Raw genomic sequence first — 22,448 nt, forward strand, 5'->3', positions numbered from 1 at the left:
ATGCAATCGAATGTTAAACATACCCCATTAGAATATCAAACAGAGCATAATCAAATGAGTATTTTAGGATTTTGGATTTTTCTAGCGGCTGAAGTTGTATTATTCTCAACCCTATTTGCAACTTATGCCGTGTTATTTGGGCGCACAGCCAATGCACCTCTTCCGAGTGAATTATTTGGAATTGAAATTGTGTTAATCATGACCGTTCTATTACTGACAAGTAGTTTTACATGTGGCATTGCCATACACCAGATGCGCCATGGATCTAATAGCGGTTTGATTACCTGGCTAATTATAACGCTAGTACTCGGTTTAGGCTTTCTGGGCTTTGAAATATATGAGTTTATCCACTATTCACATGAAGGAGCAACTCTTTCTTCAAGTGCCTTCTGGTCTAGCTTTTATGTACTAGCAGGAACACATGGCTTACACGTCACACTTGGGATTGGTTGGGCAATTCTCCTAATTATACAGCTCTATAAAAAGGGGATTACAGCCGTAACAAGTCGAAAGGTTTTCATCATTAGCCTCTATTGGCATTTTCTAGACGTTATTTGGATTTTTATTTTCACAAGTGTTTACTTGATTGGGATGGTGATTTAATTGTCAAATCAAGTTAAAAAAGTACCAACACAACATATCGTAGGCTTTGTTTTATCACTAGTTTTAACAGCATTAGCAGTTTGGACAGCCTTAGGGTCTGACTTATCAACTGCTTGGATTATTACCATTATCATGCTACTGGCAGTCATACAAGCAGGTATACAACTTGTTATGTTCATGCACATCGTAGAACCAGAAAGTCAAAATGGCCACGTACCATGGAATATGATCTTTCACGGTTTTGTTACTGCAGCCATAGTCGTAGTCGGTTCACTTTTTGTAATGGTTTATGGCTTCTAGAAAACTGAAAAACCCCTCATTTCAATTACATTTGAGATGAGGGGTTTTTATTTATTGCAGGTTGGTCTGTATTTTTAACGACATAAATAATAAACATTATCCACGCCACTTCGGCTAAAATGAAACTTAAGTAGAACGACGTCCAAGTTAATGAAAAAATAGCGGGTTCAATACCAAGTAAAGAAATATTAATACCATATATCCACATACCGATAACTACAATAGCTTGCACTCCAGCAAGCCATTTTTTATTGATCTGATAAAACAAATATGGAGCAACACTTGCTAAAATCATGAACATTAATGTAATACCCATATTAGTTCACCACCGATTAAATATTGTTACTTCTACTGTAACAAAATTTCCATAATCTTGACACAGAAAAGTCAATTTTAATAATTAAATATTTGTAAAATTTTAAATTATTGATTAAAATTTAAATACTAGTACTTTTTTATTATACATCATGGTAATAAAATACTATTTGGGGCTGAGAACCATGATCGATGATTTAATCATTAATATATGTGTATTGATTACTTTTATATTTTTTTGGCACCAATTATTTCGAACCAATCGTTTAACCTTCCATTCACCTTTTTGGATTAAGTTAATTGATGGGCTTCTTGCTGGTGTTTTAGGCATTATTTTAATGCGCTATAGTATCTATGTAAATGACATTACCATCCTTGATTTAAGACACGTCCCCATAGCTATTGTTGCTTATTATGGCGGCTTGATTCCGCCTATTGTAGGAGCTATCATCATTACCATTGGCCGCTACATGATTGATATTAATTTTTCTTCTCATGTGGCATTATTTATGATGCTTATTATTGCTGTAGGAACAGGCTTCATTGCGCTTTATGTTAAAGCTGTCCCTTGGAAAAAGTGGCTCCTCCTTTTAGTATACGCACAAGCTATTTTCTCAATTGCTTTATATATTGTTGCACCCGTGTACTCAGAAGTTATTAGTGCAGCCATCCTTCATATTGTCTGCACACTCACCGGGGGTATGTTAGCTTTCTATTTTGTTCGATATGTTAGAAGGAATAGCGAATTGTTTCTCAAGTATCGTGAATATTCAAGGTTAGACCCATTAACAGGTCTTTATAATGTGAGAACTTTTTATTACTACTATGATAAATTTTTAAGAAGAGCTCGAGAAGAACTAGCCCCAATGGTTTTAGTGATGTTAGATATCGACCACTTTAAAGAAGTAAACGATACCTATGGTCATATGGCTGGCGATGAAGTGCTAAAGCAATTAGCTGACATCATGACTGAAGAAGCAGGACCACACGCAAAGGTATCTCGTAACGGCGGTGAAGAATTTTCTATCCTTTATTCCGGGCAAACGATCAAGCAAGTTGAGAAGTTCTCTGAACGAATTCGAAAACGGGTTGAACATACCATTTTTACACTGCCACACGGAAATAAGGTTCGAATTACTGTTTCAATAGGAATTGCAAACTACAAGTCAGCCATGGAACAAGATCACATCTTATACAACGAAGCAGATCAGGCCTTATATCGCGCAAAAGACATTGGCCGGAATCATATAGAAATTGAGGCATAATATAAAATAAATAGTTGACATAATTGAAAAAACATCATATGATATTCAATAACAATTTAGAAACGGAACGGCATTGATGAAGAGGAGTACTTTTGCGAAATACTTCAGAGAGCTAGTGGTTGCTGCGAACTAGCGTAGGACGTAAAAGGAATGGACTTCTGAGCCTCTAGCCCAACGTAACGACAAGTTATTAGTATGGCTAGCGAACGTCTCATCGTTACAAGAGACACGTATTCAAGCTTAACCGCTTCGATACGGACTAAGTGGACTGCATTCGCAGTCAACAAAGGTGGCACCACGGGTTTCCCGTCCTTTTTATAAGGATGGGAAACCCGTTTTATTTTGTAAAAATTTAAGATTATAAATCGACGAGTAAGAGAAGTAAGTATAATGCAGTCGTTACAGAGAGTCAGCGTTGGTGAGAGCTGGCACGATACGTTATACCGAATGGACTTACGAGAGGAATCTGAACGCTAAAAAGCTAGTATGATATCCCGGTTTTTCCACCGTTATATGGATAGGGTATCGGAAGTACAACATCCCCCTTTTATGTTCTTCCCGTACCTGAATCGAGCGGGAAAGTATACACTTTCCAACTGAGGTGGTACCGCGAGTCAATCGTCCTCTGTAAACACAAATACGTGTTTGCAGAGGACTTTTTTTATAAGGAGGAAAATAGCATGGTTCAATGCCATTATCGAATCGTCGAAGGAGATACACTGACACCCATTTCAATTTATTTAAATTTAAAAGGTGGTCAAAAGTTCTTACTTGAAAGTTCATTAAAACACGAAAAATCAGGCCGTTACTCGTTTATCGGCGCAAGCCCATACAACGAGCTCAAATCAAACGACGTCCATCAAGCTTTTCAGACGATTGAAAACACGTTAAATACAGAGCTTGACCTGCCGATTGACATACCATTTCCAACAGGCGGGGTTGGTTACGTCGCTTACGATGCGATTAGACATTTTGAAAACATTGGCGATGACGCGATCGATGAGCTCCATATGCCAGACGTTCATTTCATGTTTTATGACACGATCATCGTCTACGACCATTTAATGCAAAAAGTTTATATCATCACGCTTGCAGACGAATCAGAGCTTGACGAAATTGAACATCAGCTTTTCGAAAACACGGAAAATCAACACGAGCCATTTAGCCTTTCGTCTTTCCAGTCCAATACTGCACAAAAAACGTTTGAGAAGAAAGTAGACCAAATCAAAGAACATATTGCAGCGGGCGATATTTTTCAAGCCGTATTAACTCAACGGTTTTCAGCTCAATACGAGGGTGATGCATTTGAGTTTTACCGAAAGCTTAGAAAATCAAACCCCTCCCCTTATATGTTTTTCATCGATTTTCAGGATTATATTGTACTAGGTGCTTCGCCTGAGAGTTTAATAAAAGTCAATGATCGAACGGTGACGACAAATCCAATAGCTGGGACGCGCAAACGAGGATTAACAGAATCAGACGATCAAAAGCTTGCTCAGGATTTAATTTCGGATGAGAAAGAAATAGCTGAACATCAGATGCTCGTCGATTTAGGGCGAAACGATTTAGGTCGAATATGTATACCGGGTAGCATCAATCTTTCTAAATATATGGTCATTGAACGCTACCGCTACGTGATGCACATTGTCTCAGAAGTTGTCGGCGAACTCGCTGAGCAATATACATCACTTGAAGCCTTAAAAGCCTGTTTGCCAGCTGGAACAGTCAGTGGTGCTCCTAAAATACGAGCCATGCAAATTCTTAATGATTTAGAAGATGTTAAACGTGGCGTTTACTCCGGAGCTGTCGGTTACATTGCCATTAATGGAAACTTAGATTTTGCTTTAGCTATTCGAACGATGGTTTTAAAAGACCAACAAGCCTATGTTCAAGCTGGCGCTGGGGTCGTTCACGATTCTAATCCACTTAGTGAATACGAAGAAACCATACACAAAGCTCGCGCATTAATGGAGGTGAATTAAATGATTTTGCTTATTGATAATTATGACTCGTTTACCTACAACTTGTTTCAGTATTTAGAAGAGTTAGGTGCAGATGTACTGGTTAAGCGAAATGACAAGATTTCCATTGAAGAGATCAAATCCTTACAACCTGAAGCCATTGTGATTTCACCAGGACCCGGAAAGCCGACAGATGCCGGATTAAGCGTACCTATTGTAAAACACTTTTATCAAACGATTCCAATCCTTGGTATCTGCTTAGGCCATCAAGCGATTGGCGTTGCCTTTGGTGCTGAAGTCAAACGTGCAAAAGAAGTCAGGCACGGAAAAAAGTCTTTACTGCGACATAAAGGATCAGGCTTGTTTCAATATTTGCCACAGCCTTTAGAAGTGATGCGATATCACTCCCTTGTCCTTGATTCCATGACGCTCCCGCCTAGCATGACAAAATTAGCGGTTGCAATGGATGATGGTGAGCTGATGGCTATGAAACATCACCAATACCCTGTTTACGGATTACAATTCCACCCTGAGTCAATCGGGACATCAGATGGAAAACGGATACTCAATCAATTTTTATTAACGATTCGGAAGGAGAATGTATATGAACACCTTGTTAAAAAAGTTAACTAACGGTGAACAACTTATGAAAGATGAAATGCGCAGTGTCTCACAGGCTTTATTCGACGAGCAAACGTCGGATAGCGAAATCGCGTCTGTTCTAACCGCATTAAGAGTACGCGGAGAGTCAGCAGATGAAATTGCGGCGATTGTAGAAGTTTTACGTGAAAAAGCCATGCCCATTAAAAGTCAAATCGACCATGTCATGGATAATTGCGGAACGGGTGGTGATGGCTCAAGCAGTTTTAACATTAGCACAACCTCAGCTTTTGTATTAGCTGGAGCGGGTGCTAAAGTTGCCAAACATGGTAATCGTAGTGTTTCGAGTAAAACTGGCAGTGCTGATGTCCTAGAGCAACTTGGCATTTCACTCGATTTTACAAGTGAAGAAGTTGAGGAGTTACTTGAAACAAATGGAATTGCCTTTTTATTCGCACCGTATGTACATCCTAGGCTAAAACGCATCATGAAAGTACGCCAAGACCTTGGGGTTCCTACCATCTTTAACTTAATTGGACCATTAACCAATCCAGTTGAGTTAGACACTCAATTCCTAGGCGTCTACCGCCGCGATATGTTAATGAAGATGGCGTCCGTTTTACACCAACTCGGTCGCAGCAGAAGTATTGTTGTAAATGGAGCTGGACATATGGATGAAGCATCACTTGCTGGAGAAAATCACATGGTTCTATTAGATCAGGGCGATTTAATTCCGTTTACGTTAAAGCCTGAAGATGTTGGCCTTAACACTTACTCAAATGAAGAGATTAAAGGCGGCAATGCGAAAGAGAATGCGGATATATTATTAAGTGTCCTAAAAGGTGAGCCTGGCGCTTACCTCGATACAGTTCTATTAAACGCTGGACTTGGTCTTTATTCAGCTGATATTGCACAGAATATTCAAGACGGTGTTAACCGCGCTCGTGAAAGCATTGAATCAGGTCGTGCATTAGAGAAGTTAAATCACTTAGTTGAATATAGTCGTAATCGAAAGCAGGCGATGTCATCATGACCATTTTAGATCAAATTTTAGAAAAGAAAATAGAAGAAGTTCAAACCTTAAAGTTAGCTGGACTAAATTACAAGTCTAGTCTCCCTAAGAATGAATTTTCATTATATGATTCTTTTAAACACTCGGATGCTTTATCCGTCATTGCAGAAGTTAAACGTGCCTCCCCTTCCAAAGGGGACATCAATATTGGAATGGAGCCTTCAGAGCAGGCCAAAACTTATGAGTTAAGTGGCGCAGGAGCTGTTTCAGTTTTGACAGACCAACCTTTCTTCAAAGGCTCTATGGACGATTTAGCAGCCGTTCGACAGACCATTGACCTGCCCATTTTAAACAAAGATTTTATAATTGATGAAATTCAGATCGATCGGGCACATCAAGCAGGTGCTAATGTCATTTTACTCATTGCAAAGGCATTAGATCGCGAACGATTAAAGGAACTCTATCAATATGCCCAATCACAAAATCTAGAAGTCTTATTTGAAGTGCATAATGAAGAGGACCTTGAAGATGCCTTTGAAGTGGGGGCCAAAATCATTGGGATTAATAACCGAGATTTAAAAACGTTCCAAGTCAACCTAGAAACGACAGAACGGTTAGCTAAACAGATCACTAACCCCGATACGCTAATTATTAGTGAAAGCGGAATTAAAACGCGCGAAGAAGCTAAACGTGTAGCAAAAGCAGGTGCAGAGGGCATTCTAGTCGGTGAATCGCTTATGCTTAGTGGCGATGTCACGCAAACGTTATCTGAACTAAAAATTGAGGTGCCAAGCGTATGACGCAAGTTAAAATTTGTGGCGTTCAAGACCCTTTACATGCTGAGGCTGCTGCTCATGCGGGCGCGGATGCCATTGGTCTTGTTTTTGCCCCGAGTAAGCGACAAGTCAGCATTGAAAAGGCGCGTGACATTTCATCAGCTGTGCCAAAACACGTTAAAAAAGTTGGCGTTTTTGTTAATACAGATCCTGAAGAACTGGTGCGAATTAAGGAAGAAGTTGGACTCGATTTTGTTCAACTTCACGGCGATGAAACTCCAGAGTTTTGCCGTCATTTATCCATTCCTTATATAAAGGCTTTGAGTATTACGACTGAACAAGATCTAAAAAAACTTGAGCAATACGAAGCTGATTACATGCTACTCGACAGTGGCAACGGTCCTGCTCGAGGGGGTAATGGCACCACGTTTGACTGGTCGTTACTCAAACAAATATCAATCGACCCTAGCCAATTCATTTTAGCTGGTGGGCTACATGAAGAAAATGTTCAAGAAGCCATCGAGCAAACAAACCCAACTATGGTTGATGTGTCAAGTGGTGTTGAAACAAACAGTGTTAAAGACCCAAAGAAAATAAAACAATTTATTGAGCGAGTAAAGGAGCGATCATAATGACCTATGCACAACCAGATATGAACGGACAATACGGCCCTTACGGAGGACGTTATATCCCAGAGACCTTAATGGGTGCCGTGAAAGAACTTGAAGAAGCTTATGAAGAAGTAAAACACGACGAGCAGTTTCAAAACCGACTAAACGACTTGCTAAAAGAATATGTCGGTCGTGATAACCCCTTATATTTTGCCAAAAACCTAACCGAAAAACTCGGCGGGGCTAAAATTTATCTTAAACGTGAAGATTTGAACCATACGGGTGCCCATAAAATCAACAATACCATTGGGCAGGCTTTATTAGCCGAACGTATGGGTAAGAAAAAAGTCGTTGCTGAAACAGGCGCCGGCCAGCACGGTGTAGCAACCGCAACTGTCTGCGCCCTACTGAATTTAGACTGCGTGATTTTTATGGGAGCTGAAGATATACGCCGCCAAAAACTAAACGTATTCCGTATGGAACTATTAGGAGCGCGCGTTGAAAGTGTTAATCAAGGAAGTGCGACGCTAAAAGATGCCGTAAATGAGGCATTACGTTATTGGGTGACTAATGTTGAAGATACTCACTACATTATGGGGTCTGTATTAGGACCACATCCTTTCCCACAAATGGTACGTGACTTTCAAAGTGTGATAGGCAATGAAACGAAAGCTCAAATGTTAGAGAAAGAACAGTCACTACCTGATGCCATTATCGCCTGTGTAGGCGGTGGAAGTAATGCGATGGGTATGTTTTACCCGTTTGTAAATGATGATACTGTAAAACTATACGGTGTAGAAGCGGCTGGTAGTGGTGTTGATACAGACCGCCATGCCGCAACGCTTACGAAAGGCTCAGTCGGTGTATTACACGGTTCGATGATGTACCTACTACAAGATGATCACGGTCAAATACAAGAGGCCCACTCCATTTCAGCAGGTCTCGATTATCCTGGTGTCGGCCCTGAACACAGTTATTTAAAAGATATTGAGCGTGTACAATACACATCGGTTACCGATGATGAAGCACTTGAAGCATTCCAACTACTGTCGCGCACGGAAGGCATTATTCCAGCTTTAGAAAGTTCACACGCTGTTGCTCAAGCTCTTAAAGTCGCACCTAGTATGTCACAAGATGAATCTTTAGTCATTTGTTTATCAGGACGTGGCGATAAAGATGTTGAATCCGTTAAAGAAGCACTAGGTAAATAAAAAGGAGGTATTAGAATGACACATGGACGCAAGTTTCTTGAGTCACGATTAAATGACACACTCGAAAATGGAGATAAACTATTTGTCCCATACATCATGGCCGGTGACGGGGGCTTGAATGAGTTGATCCATAAGCTACAATTTTTAAGCGAAGCTGGGGCATCAGCCATTGAAGTTGGAATCCCCTTCTCAGACCCTGTGGCGGACGGTCCAACCATTCAAGAAGCGGGAAAACGAGCATTAGAAGAACAAGTTACATTATATGATGTTATCAACACATTGAAAGCGAACAGACACTTAGTTGATGCACCTATTATTTTTATGACTTATTTGAATCCGATTTTTAAAATGGGCATCGAATCATTTGTTCATGACGCTAAACTAGCTGGCGTTGACGGATTAATCATCCCGGACCTTCCGTATGAACAACAGACCGTCATTCAAGGTTATTTAAAAGAAGCAGATATAGCATTAATTCAACTCGTGTCTCTCACCAGTTCAGAACAACGAATCAAACATTTAGCAGAAGCTTCCGAAGGTTTCACGTATGCCATTACCGTTAATGGCATCACAGGGGCTCGTAGTAACGTCACTGAAAACTTAAACACTTATTTTAAACAATTAAAACAAGCGAGTTCAGTTCCCGTTTTAGCTGGGTTTGGGATCTCAACTCCAGAACATGTGAAGCAAATGAGCGAAACGACTGACGGAGTAATCGTCGGAAGTAAAATTGTTGAGCTATTTCATCAGAAAGACTATGAATCAATCAAACGTTTGATTGATTCTTCTAAATCAATTATCTATAAATAGGCATATATAACTCGCCATCATTTCCAATATGTGTTATGTTATCTTTAATAAAACCATAGGTGGCGAGAATGATGAAAAAACTCATAATATGGGTGTTCATATGTGGTTTAATCCTTTTTAGCTTTTACTTTTTAATAAATCCTGAACGAGATGACGTCACCGCTGAACAAGATGAACCCAAACCACGTATTACACAGGATATCGACTCCTTAATTGAGCAAGCTATTTTAAACTACCGTCAGTTAAATGAACAGCATGATCAAATAACGGTTCATAAAAAATCCATTAAAATGGATGACCCTGAAGTGAAAAACTGGATCATACACACCCACATCCAGTCAGCTGTTTTGCAGAATGAAGAATTAGAGGGTATTGAATTAGTTGATCGTGCCATGACTTATAAACACAACCATGATCAATTAATGAAATGGGCTGAAAAAGAACATCAGATTGACGTAACAGACTCAGAAGTGGATGACTATATTCAAAAACAATTAGAACACATGGATAGTGGTCAAGAAACTCAACCTTTCTATACGAAGCTGAGTCAGGCACTTAACCTTTCTGAAACGGAGTATTTCTACGAATGGGAATATGACCGGATGGCCGAGTACCTTGTCCAGGATCAACTATTCGTCACATACCAAGAACTATATCCTCAAGAAGACAATGAGAGTTTAGAAGAATACCAAGACCGAATCGTTATATTAATAGAAGAAGATTTTCAACAATATCAGTCCGAATAAAAATCCGCTTAAAGAGCGGATTTTATTCATGTCAAAAGGAGTATTCACATGGACTTAATCCTACTCTTTTTTATCGGAACGATCGCCACCACCCTTGGAACGATGGCTGGCGGTGGTGGTTTAATCAGCCTTCCAGCTATGCTGATGATCGGAATGCCAGTTCACTCAGCCATTGGGGCCAACAAAGTATCAAATACATTAAGTTCACTATCTGGTTTTATTATGATCTACAGGCAAAAAGGCGTGTCGTTACAAGAGGGGTTCAAAGTTATTCCGATTAGCCTTGCAGGGGGTATCACAGGTGGTCTGCTCGCCGCATCTATTTCTGAAGATGTTTTATTCAAAATAGCTATTGGCCTTTTAGTTTTTGCATTTTTATTTTCGTTTATTGGAAAGGCGGACTTCTCTGGTCAGCAAACTTTTAAAATTTCATTTAGAGGTACACCATTGCTTTATGGAATAGGTGTTTATGATGGTGTGTTCGGCCCAGGACAAGGAACACTCATGCTCTACTTATTTTCCTACTTAAACATTGCATACTACCGTGCAGTGGGCCTTGTGAGGATCGCCACATTTTCAAGCTGCTTCGGTGCTGCCATCAGCTACATTTCAACCGGTAAAATCATTTGGCCATTAACCTTCGCCTTATTAATCGGATCCCTTATCGGAGCACAAATCGGCGTCCGACTAGCCGGCAAGCTTAAACCAAAACAAGTTAAGCTATTACTAAGAATCGTAACAGCAGCCTTAATTATTAATTTAATCACTGAAGGGTTCTAAAGTTTAATAAAAAAGGTCTGAAGAAAATTTTTTTAATACACTTCCAAGTTTCGTGCTTAATATTTTTTGAAAACGGTCTAAAGCTGACAAAAAAAGGGTCTAAACACGAATTTAAACGGTCTTAATGACATAAAAAAAGTAACCACCCTCTCTTTTTTTCAGGTGGTTACGATGCCTAGAAGCGAGCTGCCCCCTTTGTAAGGGCTCGTGTGCATGACCTACGGTGTGACCGAACACCAATAGAGTCATCATATTATATGCGCCTATTCTCGATTTATACCTTTTATCTTAATTTTGAATCCATATTTGCAAAGCCTAACTCCGTATCTACTTCGCCATACATACGTTTGAGATCGAGATCCTCTCCATTTAGCCAACGTTTAAAATCAAACACAACCGGCTTCTCATCCCCTCCGAGGACGAACCAAACCAACTGTTCCTGCGGTAAATATAGTGATGTGTGAATCGTGCCAGCCCAGCTTTTATACTGTTCTGCAAAAATGCCTTGATCCCGGTCGTTAAAAAATCGGAAGGCCTGATATGGATCTTCTAAATGATGAGCTTCTTCTTTAATAAGGTTTTGTCGTTTTAGTGAATCCTTTAAATAGCGGCGATTCTCTTCAACTAAAATTTCAAAATGATTCGTACAAACGTTAGACTCTCGTACTTCAACTTTACGCGGGCCTGCCTCAATTGTGTAAGTGATACCGCTCGTATCCATCACATTATAACTAAATGCCCCGCGATGTGGCACAGCTTTGACGAGTTCAACCGCTTCATCAACTGTTGCACAAGTCTCAAGAATCATTCGCCCAATTACATAACAAACAAACCCGTCAGCCGTTTTCTTACGATGGGTGAAATTATAAGCCATGACTAACCCTTTTTCGTTCATACCATCCATTCGGCCAGTGATACGTGAAGTAGGACCAATCACCGCATAACCACCATCCGTGGGTTGATAAAGGCTAAACATCCCATCATAAGTAAATGGATGAAAATCATAATTGCGAACCATAAAGTGCTCAGTTGAGAATACGGAACAACCACTTGGATCCGGTTCTACACGATAACCTCCAAAGTCACGTAATACTTCCTTCATCGGCAAATCCAGCCCATCCCGAAGTCCTTCCATTTCATCCCACAATACTGGATGGAATCGTTTAAATTGTTCTTCTGCCTCTTTTACATCGATTTCAAAACGAGGGCGTTTCAACTTCCACCCTTGCCTACGATTTTTTACCGTGAGCGACTCACGAAGCTCTTCCCCTAATGCTTTTCCAAAATCATAATGGGATCCTCTGAATTGAAAAATGTCACTATGTATTTGTTTCATGGTTGATCATTCCCTTACGTTTACTTACAAAAGCCATTTTACCTAAAAACTAAAAATAAGAAAATCAATGACATTTGATCACTAATTAAGAATAAATTGTTGATGGATACATAATAAAAACGAGCATCTGTTGTGTGAAATACAGATCCCCGTTCAATAGCCGCTAACTCTTAGCGGCTATTTTTTAAAAACCAGTACGCAGAAACTTTTTAACTCAATCTTTATACTCTTTTTTATTCGCAACGATATACTTTGGAATTTGATTCTCATACATTTATCGAACAGTTTCTCAATTTTGTTAAATGATCGATTAAGTTTATTGCTCAACTAGTCTTCTCCAATAGATTAAACTATAAACGAGAAAGGAATCGATTATTTCCGTTATGGTGAGATATTTGAAACGAGTAACAACAAGAGAGTAATGGCCTTATTATCTACATTATTCGTTTTTAAAAAAGTAATATTTCAAACGAACAAAATGTTATTACTTACAATTATAAGATCAAAAATCAGTAGATGAACAGCTTCAGAGGAAGTTTCGAAAAAACCGAAAGTTAAAGAAAAGTACGAACGTCAGCTATACCGTATTAACTCCAGTCGTAACAATCCTCATAAAATGACTCGTAGAAGAATAAAAAGGCATTGGAAATAAAAGGGTTATAGACTATTTTATAGAAATATGTATTTAGATTAATTAAAAGTTGAATGTAAATATGAGGAGGGATGTAACAAAATGAAACTTGAATGGGAAGGCATTAAATCAATTAAAGATAGTTTATTAATAGGGATTTATGCAAATCCTCTCCATATTAACAAATCATCTAAAGGTTTTAAGCTTCATTCGGCAGAACCTATTTTAGAATACAGAGATTTTAATTCTAATGAATCACGTTATTGGAGGTTTGACTGCATTGAAGATAATCAAGGAGATGATATCATAACTCCCATTGTACAGAAGACTCCACAACCACTTCAGTACGAACTTGCAGAGGCTTCACATCAAAACCATATTATTATGGGATCCAGTTTTTCTGTTCAAAATAATTGGATAAAACAAGTTAGCGGTTATGGTTTTAAAAAGAATAATAAAGAATTTTTATCTGCAATTGTTTTAGAATTAGATGAATTATATATTATAGCAAATGCAGGTGAAGTTGTTGAAATTAACGTGACGGATAAAGACCCGGAGTTAATAGACGATTTAATTGTTACAACCGCAGATTAATATTGTATTAGATGTTAGTTTAACACGTTGGATACCTAATTAGGTACCCAACGCGTTTATTGGCAATTTAAGTTAATATACCCTCTGAAATGTGTGGACCTAAATTTGGAAGCAATGTGAACTTCAATAAGATTTATAATCCTTCAATTTCATAGAACATACTTATTTAGTGTCTTTTTTAGTTTTAATTTAATAACTTCAGTTTTTCGTTCTCTACTTTAAGTAAATACTGGTTTAAAAGACAATTGGAAAATGAACCTCCAATATTGATTCTGGTTCATCTCCCTTAAAATCTTTCCCATAATATTCATACTCAAACGCACCTGATTTTTTGTAACCTGATTCAGGTAACCACTCATTGTAAAAGTAATTAAACCCCTTACCTACTTCTGTTAACGTTCCTTTAAAACGTACTACGGCATACTCCTGTGCTGGTATTTCTTTCACAACCATTCCTTCTGGTACCTCTTCCGTATCTGAAACTGCCACAGCAGCCGTGTATAAAAAACGATTTCCTAATTGCCAATCCCTTGGAAACTCAATTAAGCCATAGCCAACATGTGTATCTACTAAATTCGGGATCTGATGACTTACCTGATTAAAATCCTCCCACAACCCTGGAATTGAATTTGGCTCTCCTTTTTTCATAATGCCGTACGTTTTAATTTCCATACCTATTAAAGTGACTTTCTCTCGATACTCAACTCGAACGTCCATACAAAAGCCTCCTATCAATTCTTAACTCGATTATACAATTTTTACATATAAAGTTCTAATCTCTCTTTCCTAAAAATGATACCCCGACTTACAATTTTATATTTGATATAATACGACTAAAGCAATTTGGAGGTTTTATTATGGGTTTATTTGATGGAATGATGGGAAATGCTTCTGAAATGGATACGGCAACTGTACAGTCAGAATTGGAGGAACTACTGGCGTCCAATGAACAAGTCGAACACGCTTATAAATTGATTCGTGACCTCTTCGTCTTTACTAACAAACGTTTAATCTTAGTTGACAAACAGGGTGTAACTGGTAAAAAGACAGAGTATCACTCCATACCATACAAGAGCATCACGCACTTCTCAGTCGAAACAGCCGGTACGTTCGACCTTGATGCAGAGCTTAAAATCTGGTTATCAGGTAGCTCTCAACCAATAGAAAAAACATTTAATAAACAGTTAAACATCTATAAAGTTCAAGCCGTTTTAGCTGAATATATCGGGTAACAGCGGGGGGTCTCGCTGTTCTTTTATGCAATAAATTACAAAATACTATAATTTACTGCAACAATCCCTCCAGTCTTACGTTTGTTTAGTAGAATACACTGAAAGGAGCGGGCTAGGTGAATGATGAAGCAAAACGACAAGTAAATGTTTGGTACCAAACCTATAATCAGGACTTATACCAATATATTTTCTTCTTAATTCGCGATCACGATCAGGCTAAAGATTTACTTCAAGACACTTTCCTTAAAGCTTATCAAAAGTATGATACTTTTAGGCAAGATAATGAAAAAGGGTGGTTATTCCGTATCGCACGCAATATCACCATCGACTTCGTTAGAAAAAAACACCCTGTCAGTTATTTGATGGATACACTTCCATCTAACCAACATCAAGACCACTCTCCAGAAAAGCACTTGGAACTAACAGAATCTGAAAAAGAATTATACCATGCACTCGGTAATCTAAAACGGTCATACCGAGATGTCATTATCCTAAGGAAAATTAAGGAGTTCTCAGTCAAAGAAGCCTCTGACATATTAGGTTGGAAAGAGGAAAAAGTACGAGTCACGCTCACACGTGCTATTCAAGCGTTAAAGCGACAGTTGGAAAAGGAGGGATACCAGCATGAAGCGTTATAACGAGCCACTAGATGATCAATTAATAGACTTAAATGACCAATTTAAATTATCTGAAGACGAATCAAACGAACTGTTGGTATCAATCAACGAACGCATGGATGAATCAGGGAGATCTAAACAAGGTTTTTTTAATAAAGCATTGGCATTTACACTAACAGGGGTTGCGGCTGCACTCTTTTTGTTGATGATTCCAATGTTAATGACCCCTAGTGAAAACACAGGTGAACAAGAAAGCACATTAAATAATCTTTCAGTACAAGAATTAACTGACAAGATTAAAAACGAATCTATTACAGATGTTATTGACCAGCAAGATTATACGACCGTTCACAATTACGAAAACAAAACACTTCAGCGTTATGATATTGGAGCAAGTGAATCATACGAATTTAACGATCCCGCACAGATTATCGATGTGGATGCATTAAAAAGTGAAAACTTAACTGCGCAGTTATTCGTTGAACAGGATAATGGTGAAGTACTACGCTACTATGCCTATTATTTAAATGAACAAGGTGACCTAACCATTTATATGAGTGACGATGAAGAATATGAAGGTCAGGTTGATGAAACTCTATTTGGAGAAGATCGCGCTTCTCAGTTAAGGGCAAAATTAAAACAAGATATTGAAATAGGCATGTCCAAACAAGAAGTACTTGCGATTTTAGGGCCATACAGTTTTATTTTTAGCCATGGCGCAACTGAAAGTGAGTTAGATTATCAATATAATTATTTACGATACGATGTAGGAGACAATACGTACACACCCCTGACAAATTTTGTGGACTTTCCTGCAATAGTTAACGAAAAACTGGATATGCAAATGTTTATCCAACTAAACGATAATCAGGTAGAAGCATTTTCAGCTATATACACGAAAGACCTTGATGAAAACATCTATCAATATCACATGACTGAAGAAATACGAGAGCATGACAAAGGTGATTTGACAGAAGGAATATTTGATAGAACGGGAGGCGAAACCCCACAACACATCAAAACAGGCGATTTCATGAACCGTATACCTTCAGTCGATCAAATGTTATCTCAGTTTGAGGCTTATGACACTAACCAGTCTATTACGGTTGAAGAACTGTGGGCTCAACACATTGATAAGCAATTTAATGAACCTATAACGACTATCAGACATTTTAAACCAGGTGATACCATCTATGTTGAAGACCAGATTGATCAAGTAGGATATGATGAAGAACTTGACCTTACGCACCTCATTTTTGAAGGGGATCATGAAGAGTCCATCGTGTTTAAAGGTGATCTGACAGACGAATATGTAAAAGGTGACACCATTAAATTAAAGTTCAAAGTCTTAGCCTTATCAGCAGATGGTGTATTTTCTAGAATAAATTATCAATTATACACCTCAAAATTCGATGAACCACCAACTATAGATCAATATCTAGTCGAATAACGAAAACCTTCCATGTGAGTTTCGCTCCATGGAAGGTTTTTAATAAAATATCCGATCTTTGCGTTTGGCTTTCTTTGAAAATAACCCACCGAAAATTAGAAATAAGACACCAAATAATAGTGCCACTCTTGCCGATGATTCAAATAATAAATATGATATGATATCTCGCCATTCCTCTCCTTTTGGAAAGTCAACAATGGCAAGGATGATTCCGACTAATAGTACTAAGGACCCTAAAAAAATGAGTAACTTCGATAAAAACCTCATCCATAATCCTCCAGATATCTAATTATTCAGACTTTTGTATTATTCTAACACAAAATTTCGACAGATAACATGGATAATTGGAAATTTCTTTCGATTACCTAAATATTTTACGGTTAAGATCGAATCTTTCCATCCAAATAAGTTAATAAAGAATAAGTTATTACATAAATGAAGAAAAATTAAATCATTTTCAAAATTTCAGTATATTTGGTAAATTGTCTTTAAAGGCGGGATGAATTTGTGGCAAAATAAAAACTTTGTGCGTTTTTTTAGTGGTCAAATTATTGCTTTTCTCGGATTGGCGTTATTCACTACTTCCCTTCCTTTTCTAATTCTATATCTGGATGGAAACGCTAGTCATATTAGTGGGGTGCAAAGTGCTTTTATACTCCCGCAGATATTTATACTTCTTTTTGGAGGGGTGTTAGTTGATAGACTCCCCAAAAAATTAGTAGTAATCGCTATTGATATTCTAAGAGCAACGTGTCTCCTTATAATTGCGATTTTAATATTCACATCGAATATTAAAATTTGGCATGTTTTTGTTCTTACCTTCACCTTAGGTTTACTTAATACCATTTATAGACCTACACTAAAAGCCTTTTTACCTGCGATCATTCAAAAGGAATATCTAATCAAAGCAAACTCATTTCGCTCAATGGCCAGGGAGATTTCAGAGATGATTGGTCCTGTCATTGCAGCTTTTTTAGTGGGGGCAATCGGTATATTCGTGACGTTTGGCATCACTGGAATCTCGTTTATATTAGCCGCTATACTTTACAGCTTTATTTTTATTGAAAAGAGAACGAATGTTGAAAAACAAACTTCGATTTTCAAAGAATTTATAGAAGGATTCAAAGTACTTCTTATACATAAGTGGCTGGGGTTAAGCATCTTAATTGCTTCATTTGTAAATATAGGTATTGCTTCTTTCGATGTGATTATTTTGCCTCTTTATGCTGAATACTATTTTGATGGAATTGAAAGCTTTGGACTATTATTAAGTAGTATGGCTGTCGGAGCATTTTTAGGCGCGTTATTTATTAGCAGAAAAACACATATTGAGAATAGAATGCTAAAATATTATCTATTTATGTGTGGTATGGGCTTATGTTTATTGTTACTAGCTATTGTTCATACCTTATTTCTCGCAATGTTCCTTATGGTGTTGATAGGTTTTTCAATTACTTCTTTCGTCATTCTTTGGGACAGTACTGTGCAGGAATTAATTGAGGAAAAGTATCTTGGAAGAGTCACTAGTTTGCAAATGTTTGGAGGATTACTTTTCCTACCAGTAGGTTATTATATATTTGGTTTCATTATTGACTACGCGGGAGTACAAACCAGCTTGATAACAAGCGCGCTATTTATTTTGATTTCAGCGTTATCAGGTATTTTTATACAACATATTAATAAAATTCATATTTAATCTATAAAAAGAATAAAGCAGTTCAATTAAGGGTGCAAAATACACTTTGCACTCCAAAATTGAACTGCTTCTTCTATCGAATATTCTTTATATACTCATTTGTGGTACGTACCACATCAATTTATTTTTACCAGACTCTTTTGCTTGATATAGTGCCCGATCAGCTTTCCTTATAAGATCGTCAACTTCCACTCCATCATCTGGCGCAACTGCTACACCAATACTCATGGTCACATGATAGACTTTACCACAAATCTCCCATGGTTCTGATGAAGCATTAATTAATCTTTCAGCGACTTTAATAATATCATTTTCAGTCGTAATATTTTTGACTAAAACATTAAATTCATCTCCACCAATACGGGCGATTAAATCCTCCCCGCGAAGACAATTATGTAGTCGCTTAGATAAGTGCATTAAAAATTCATCACCAGCATCGTGACCTAGATCATCATTAATTTGCTTAAAGTTGTCACAATCTAGATAAAATACCGCTAAACGATCTGTTGTTCTTTCTCGATCGATTAAACTTCTTTCTAGCTCTTGTTTGAAGTAACGTCTGTTAGGGATACCCGTTAACGGATCATTATTTGCTAAATAGAAAACTTGCTGTTCTGCCTCTTTCCGCTCCGTAATATCAATTAAAACGCCTTCGATGTGTTGTATTTCACCTGTTATACTTCGAGTAATAGTTGTACGGTCATCTATCCAACGAACTTGCCCATCCGCTGTTATGAGACGATACTCTTGCTGGTATTGATTAATTTTCTTAGATAGGTACTCATCAACTTCTTGTTCAATCCGACCTAAGTCGTCTGGATGAATAACGAAAGAAAAATCTATTTTTTCTTGAATAAACATATCTGGCGTATACCCAAGCTGTTTAACATTCTGTGAAACATAATCGATTGGCCAACCTTTTTCAGGCTTCCAACGAAAAATAATAGCTGGACTATTTTCAATAACACGGTTAGCTAGTATTAAGTCATCTTCGGATTTCTTTTTATCAATAATAACTGCAGCTAATTGACTAAATTGATCTAGTAAATCTAGCTCCTCTTCAGAAGGTAATCTCTTCTCTTTTAGATAGAATGCTAGGGTCCCAAATAAGTGACCATTTTCGGATGTTATTGGAAGTGACCAACAAGCTTTCAAATTATAAAGTGTTGCATATTCTCGGAGGTCTTTCCAACGAGGATCTGACATAGTATCCTCAACTAACACTTTTTCGTTAAAGTATGCAGCGGCACCGCACGAACCAGCGTTCGGTCCAACTTTTAAGCCGTCCATATTATTTAGATACGCCTTAGGCAAATGAGGACCAATCGGTTTTTCCAGAGTATGTAGATTCTCATTAAAATGAAGAATCGACGATCTAACATCTGGTAGAACTATATCCATAGTCCCCATCAATCTCTCTAGTATTTTTGCTAGTGGAAGGTAATCCATAGCTAGCATTTCAATAATTTTTCGTTGTTCCTTAATCAATTGTTGGACGTTTATTAACTGATTCATGCAGGTCCCTCACTACATTTCAGAATGATATCGTTAAAATATAACGATATTTATATTTTACTATACCATTTTTTTCTTAAATTTAAAGTATTTCGACAAATATTTTACAAAATTTTCTTTAAAATTTTAATCTCCTACATAAAAATAAAGACTGTCAGGGGTTCTGACAGTCCTCATCACTATAATCTAAACCTTCTAATTAGGTCATTTAGTTCTTCTGATAGCTGTGCCAATGATTCCGAACTAGCTGAAATTTCTTGCATGGATGAGCTTTGTTGTTCTACTGTTGCTGAACTTTGCTCAATGCCAGCTGCTGCTTCTTCAGACGTAGAAGCGATTTCCTCACTGGCAGATACCACTTTCTCACTGAAACCTGAAACGTGTTGCAAGTTATTAGATACATGTTCAATTCTCTCAATCATATCCTCAACTGATTCACTAATTGTATTAAAGCTCTCCTGGCTCACTTTGATTTGTTTATTTCCTAAAGCAACTTTTTCCTGTCCTTGTTCTAAAGTTCCCACAACAGATTTTGTCTCTGTTTGAATCCCACTAATAATTGTGGTGATTTCCGAAACGGAATCCCCCACTTGTTCAGCAAGTTTCCTTACTTCATCAGCTACAACAGCAAACCCTTTACCAGATTCACCAGCTCGTGCCGCTTCAATAGCTGCATTTAAAGCTAGTAGGTTGGTTTGTTCCGCAATATCCTGAATGACATCGACTAATTTTGATATATTAGTCGAGTACGTCTCTAATTGTTTTACTTTTTTAACTGATTCTGAAACGACGTTTGTGATGTCATTCATTTGTTCGACAGACTGTTCGATTTGCTCGTTACCTTTATGAGCCTGATCTTTGACTTGATAAGAAGAATTTTGTAAAGCTTGCCCACTTTCATTAGCTTGTACGACTTGTTCATTTAACTCTTTAGATAAGTGTGTAATTTGATTAGACGAGTTAGCTTGTTGTTCTGCACCTGAAGACAGTTCTTCCATTGTTGATGCAACCTGCTCTGCTCCTTGACCAACTTCTTGTGCTGATTGCGTTAATTCTTCACTTTGGCTACTGACTGTTTCTGATACATCCTGTACTTTATATACCATTTCTCGCAATTGTTCCACCATCTCATCCATGGAGTCCGCCAATTGACCAATCTCATCACGACTGTCATGGTTCATTTTTTTAACAGCAAGGTTCCCTTTTGCAACCTCTCGAGTCATGCCAATAACAGCCATTAACTTATTACGAACTGAACGGCTAATGACAATCATCAATAATCCACCAACTAGAATCGATCCTAATACAGAGAAAATAATTAATGAGTACGTATAATTAGCATTATCTTGAGCATTTTGTATCGATTGAACCCGTTCTTGATTCATAGCGACGCGTAGTTGATCTAATAATTCGTCTGTTTCATCTCTAATTGCTGCTGCTTCATCACGATACCGCATAGAAACTGCTGTCTGTCCTTGGTCAACAGTTGGAACAATCTCATCTAAGAAAAATTCATTCACTGTTTTTTCGTTTTCTAAAATTTGGTTATGTATGTCTTGTTGATTAGATGTCTCTAAGTAAGCTTCAAGGTCAGAAAGATTAGCTTGAAAATCATCTCTAATTTCTTTAAACTCTTCAATCTTCAATAAACCACGTGAAATGACGTAATCTGCTATTAATGTATCTTTCGCACTAAATTGTGTTGTCATTTCTGTGATTTGAACTGAACGGTCAGCTTGAACATCAACCTCTTCTAAATCTTGAATGACTCCGTTCATAAAATACGCAATAAAACTTGCTGAAGCCATAAATAATAAGATTGTTAAAACAAATGCTATTCCGTACTTCCATCCAATTCGAATGTTCTTCCACTTAAGCCTTTTCAAACTACCACCTTCTACCGTAAGTATTAATGCCTATATTATAGCACAAAATTTCTAATAATTTGTAGAAAATTCGGAAAAATTAGTTGAGTTTGTTTAATTATGACAAAAGGTGATAACTTAAATATTAGAGAGGTGAAACGATGAGTATTCAAATTAAAAGGATTTATGAGAATGTAACAGATGATGATGGAAAGCGTGTATTAGTTGATCGAATTTGGCCAAGAGGTGTTTCAAAGGAAAAAGCACAACTTGATGAGTGGTTAAAAGAAGTTGCTCCATCAACCGAATTAAGAAAAGAATTCAATCACGACCCCGAGCGGTTTTCTGAGTTTAAGAAACACTATAAACAAGAGTTAAACGAAAACCCTGTACAACAAGAGGCTTTTAACAAACTGCTAAAATGGTCAAATAAAGAACTCGTGACGCTGTTATATGCTTCAAAAGATGAAACCTACAACCATGCCCAAGTGTTGAAGAAGTTACTAAAATAAAAAAGGACTT

24 protein-coding genes and 2 other annotated features are annotated in these 22,448 nt (G+C 37.6%); of the genes, 18 read left to right on the forward strand and 6 right to left on the reverse strand.

Going from position 1 to position 22,448, the window contains the following annotated elements; genetic code table 11:
• Together qoxC and qoxD are read left to right on the forward strand one after the other, a co-directional pair.
• Positions 1-603 carry a cytochrome aa3 quinol oxidase subunit III gene (gene qoxC / locus EDC24_RS08595; RefSeq protein WP_124221680.1) on the forward strand — a complete coding sequence of 201 codons (603 nt, stop codon included), beginning with the start codon at positions 1-3 and terminating at the stop codon, positions 601-603.
• Positions 604-903, forward strand: a complete 300-nt coding sequence (gene qoxD, locus EDC24_RS08600) for a cytochrome aa3 quinol oxidase subunit IV (protein ID WP_124221682.1) — start codon at positions 604-606, stop codon at positions 901-903.
• Between the two features lie 25 nt (positions 904-928).
• Here qoxD and EDC24_RS08605 read toward each other — a convergent pair whose 3' ends face one another.
• Complete coding sequence (locus EDC24_RS08605; protein WP_245998071.1) at positions 929-1,198, reverse strand: hypothetical protein; 270 nt, start codon at positions 1,196-1,198, stop codon at positions 929-931.
• Positions 1,199-1,403: 205 nt separating this feature from the next.
• Between EDC24_RS08605 and EDC24_RS08610 the strand changes: the two genes are divergently transcribed.
• From EDC24_RS08610 to EDC24_RS08655, 10 genes are all read left to right on the forward strand, one after another.
• Complete coding sequence (locus EDC24_RS08610) at positions 1,404-2,483, forward strand: GGDEF domain-containing protein (RefSeq protein ID WP_170158522.1); 1,080 nt, start codon at positions 1,404-1,406, stop codon at positions 2,481-2,483.
• A gap of 64 nt (positions 2,484-2,547) precedes the next feature.
• Positions 2,548-2,800, forward strand: a binding site (T-box leader).
• Positions 2,801-2,842: 42 nt separating this feature from the next.
• Positions 2,843-3,112, forward strand: a binding site (T-box leader).
• A 51-nt stretch (positions 3,113-3,163) separates the two neighbouring features.
• Complete coding sequence (gene trpE, locus EDC24_RS08615) at positions 3,164-4,465, forward strand: anthranilate synthase component I (protein WP_124221688.1); 1,302 nt, start codon at positions 3,164-3,166, stop codon at positions 4,463-4,465.
• Complete coding sequence (locus EDC24_RS08620) at positions 4,466-5,077, forward strand: anthranilate synthase component II (protein WP_124221690.1); 612 nt, start codon at positions 4,466-4,468, stop codon at positions 5,075-5,077. It abuts the gene before it with no gap.
• Positions 5,049-6,077, forward strand: coding sequence for an anthranilate phosphoribosyltransferase (gene trpD / locus EDC24_RS08625; RefSeq protein WP_124221691.1), 1,029 nt, complete (start codon positions 5,049-5,051; stop codon positions 6,075-6,077). Before EDC24_RS08620 ends, trpD begins: the two co-directional genes overlap by 29 nt.
• On the forward strand, positions 6,074-6,856 hold the full coding sequence (gene trpC, locus EDC24_RS08630; protein ID WP_211342360.1) for an indole-3-glycerol phosphate synthase TrpC: 783 nt from the start codon (positions 6,074-6,076) through the stop codon (positions 6,854-6,856). The genes trpD and trpC overlap by 4 nt, the downstream gene beginning before the upstream one ends.
• Positions 6,853-7,464 carry a phosphoribosylanthranilate isomerase gene (locus EDC24_RS08635; protein ID WP_124221695.1) on the forward strand — a complete coding sequence of 204 codons (612 nt, stop codon included), beginning with the start codon at positions 6,853-6,855 and terminating at the stop codon, positions 7,462-7,464. The genes trpC and EDC24_RS08635 overlap by 4 nt, the downstream gene beginning before the upstream one ends.
• Positions 7,464-8,654, forward strand: coding sequence for a tryptophan synthase subunit beta (gene trpB, locus EDC24_RS08640; RefSeq protein ID WP_124221697.1), 1,191 nt, complete (start codon positions 7,464-7,466; stop codon positions 8,652-8,654). The genes EDC24_RS08635 and trpB overlap by 1 nt, the downstream gene beginning before the upstream one ends.
• A gap of 15 nt (positions 8,655-8,669) precedes the next feature.
• Positions 8,670-9,464 carry a tryptophan synthase subunit alpha gene (gene trpA / locus EDC24_RS08645; RefSeq protein WP_124221698.1) on the forward strand — a complete coding sequence of 265 codons (795 nt, stop codon included), beginning with the start codon at positions 8,670-8,672 and terminating at the stop codon, positions 9,462-9,464.
• A 71-nt stretch (positions 9,465-9,535) separates the two neighbouring features.
• Entirely contained in the window at positions 9,536-10,210 is a 675-nt protein-coding gene (locus tag EDC24_RS08650; protein ID WP_124221700.1) for a hypothetical protein, read from the forward strand.
• Positions 10,211-10,258: 48 nt separating this feature from the next.
• Positions 10,259-10,990 carry a sulfite exporter TauE/SafE family protein gene (locus EDC24_RS08655; RefSeq protein ID WP_124221701.1) on the forward strand — a complete coding sequence of 244 codons (732 nt, stop codon included), beginning with the start codon at positions 10,259-10,261 and terminating at the stop codon, positions 10,988-10,990.
• 283 nt (positions 10,991-11,273) lie between these two features.
• Here EDC24_RS08655 and EDC24_RS08660 read toward each other — a convergent pair whose 3' ends face one another.
• The gene (locus EDC24_RS08660; protein ID WP_124221703.1) at positions 11,274-12,326 is read right to left on the reverse strand and encodes a C45 family autoproteolytic acyltransferase/hydrolase; all 1,053 of its coding nucleotides are present in this window, start codon (positions 12,324-12,326) and stop codon (positions 11,274-11,276) included.
• 733 nt (positions 12,327-13,059) lie between these two features.
• Here EDC24_RS08660 and EDC24_RS08665 point away from each other — a divergent pair.
• Complete coding sequence (locus tag EDC24_RS08665) at positions 13,060-13,551, forward strand: hypothetical protein (protein WP_124221705.1); 492 nt, start codon at positions 13,060-13,062, stop codon at positions 13,549-13,551.
• Between the two features lie 234 nt (positions 13,552-13,785).
• Here EDC24_RS08665 and EDC24_RS08670 read toward each other — a convergent pair whose 3' ends face one another.
• A complete protein-coding gene (locus EDC24_RS08670; RefSeq protein ID WP_124221706.1) occupies positions 13,786-14,268 on the reverse strand; it encodes a GyrI-like domain-containing protein in 483 nt (160 codons plus the stop codon).
• Between the two features lie 140 nt (positions 14,269-14,408).
• Here EDC24_RS08670 and EDC24_RS08675 point away from each other — a divergent pair, with 140 nt between their 5' ends.
• From EDC24_RS08675 to EDC24_RS08685, 3 genes are all read left to right on the forward strand, one after another.
• A complete protein-coding gene (locus EDC24_RS08675) occupies positions 14,409-14,783 on the forward strand; it encodes a PH domain-containing protein (RefSeq protein WP_124221708.1) in 375 nt (124 codons plus the stop codon).
• A 116-nt stretch (positions 14,784-14,899) separates the two neighbouring features.
• Positions 14,900-15,421, forward strand: coding sequence for an RNA polymerase sigma factor (locus tag EDC24_RS08680; protein ID WP_124221710.1), 522 nt, complete (start codon positions 14,900-14,902; stop codon positions 15,419-15,421).
• Positions 15,408-16,850 (forward strand): hypothetical protein, encoded by a 1,443-nt coding sequence (locus tag EDC24_RS08685; RefSeq protein ID WP_124221712.1) that lies wholly within the window; start codon positions 15,408-15,410, stop codon positions 16,848-16,850. Before EDC24_RS08680 ends, EDC24_RS08685 begins: the two co-directional genes overlap by 14 nt.
• Before the next feature lie 39 nt (positions 16,851-16,889).
• Here EDC24_RS08685 and EDC24_RS08690 read toward each other — a convergent pair whose 3' ends face one another.
• Entirely contained in the window at positions 16,890-17,117 is a 228-nt protein-coding gene (locus tag EDC24_RS08690; protein ID WP_124221714.1) for a hypothetical protein, read from the reverse strand.
• 232 nt (positions 17,118-17,349) lie between these two features.
• On the opposite strand from EDC24_RS08690, the gene EDC24_RS08695 reads away from it, so the two are divergent.
• Positions 17,350-18,546: an MFS transporter gene (locus tag EDC24_RS08695; protein ID WP_124221715.1), complete on the forward strand. Its 1,197-nt coding sequence runs from the start codon at positions 17,350-17,352 to the stop codon at positions 18,544-18,546.
• Positions 18,547-18,633: 87 nt separating this feature from the next.
• Here the strand turns inward: EDC24_RS08695 and EDC24_RS08700 are convergent, their stop codons facing one another.
• Together EDC24_RS08700 and EDC24_RS08705 are read right to left on the reverse strand one after the other, a co-directional pair.
• Positions 18,634-20,061: a sensor domain-containing diguanylate cyclase gene (locus EDC24_RS08700; protein WP_124221717.1), complete on the reverse strand. Its 1,428-nt coding sequence runs from the start codon at positions 20,059-20,061 to the stop codon at positions 18,634-18,636.
• A gap of 179 nt (positions 20,062-20,240) precedes the next feature.
• The gene (locus tag EDC24_RS08705; RefSeq protein WP_124221719.1) at positions 20,241-21,947 is read right to left on the reverse strand and encodes a methyl-accepting chemotaxis protein; all 1,707 of its coding nucleotides are present in this window, start codon (positions 21,945-21,947) and stop codon (positions 20,241-20,243) included.
• Between the two features lie 140 nt (positions 21,948-22,087).
• Here EDC24_RS08705 and EDC24_RS08710 point away from each other — a divergent pair, with 140 nt between their 5' ends.
• Complete coding sequence (locus EDC24_RS08710) at positions 22,088-22,438, forward strand: DUF488 domain-containing protein (RefSeq protein ID WP_124221720.1); 351 nt, start codon at positions 22,088-22,090, stop codon at positions 22,436-22,438.
• The last annotated feature ends 10 nt before the right edge of the window (positions 22,439-22,448 follow it).

This window comes from Aquisalibacillus elongatus (genome assembly GCF_003843875.1).
GTDB lineage: Bacteria > Bacillota > Bacilli > Bacillales > Alkalibacillaceae > Aquisalibacillus > Aquisalibacillus elongatus.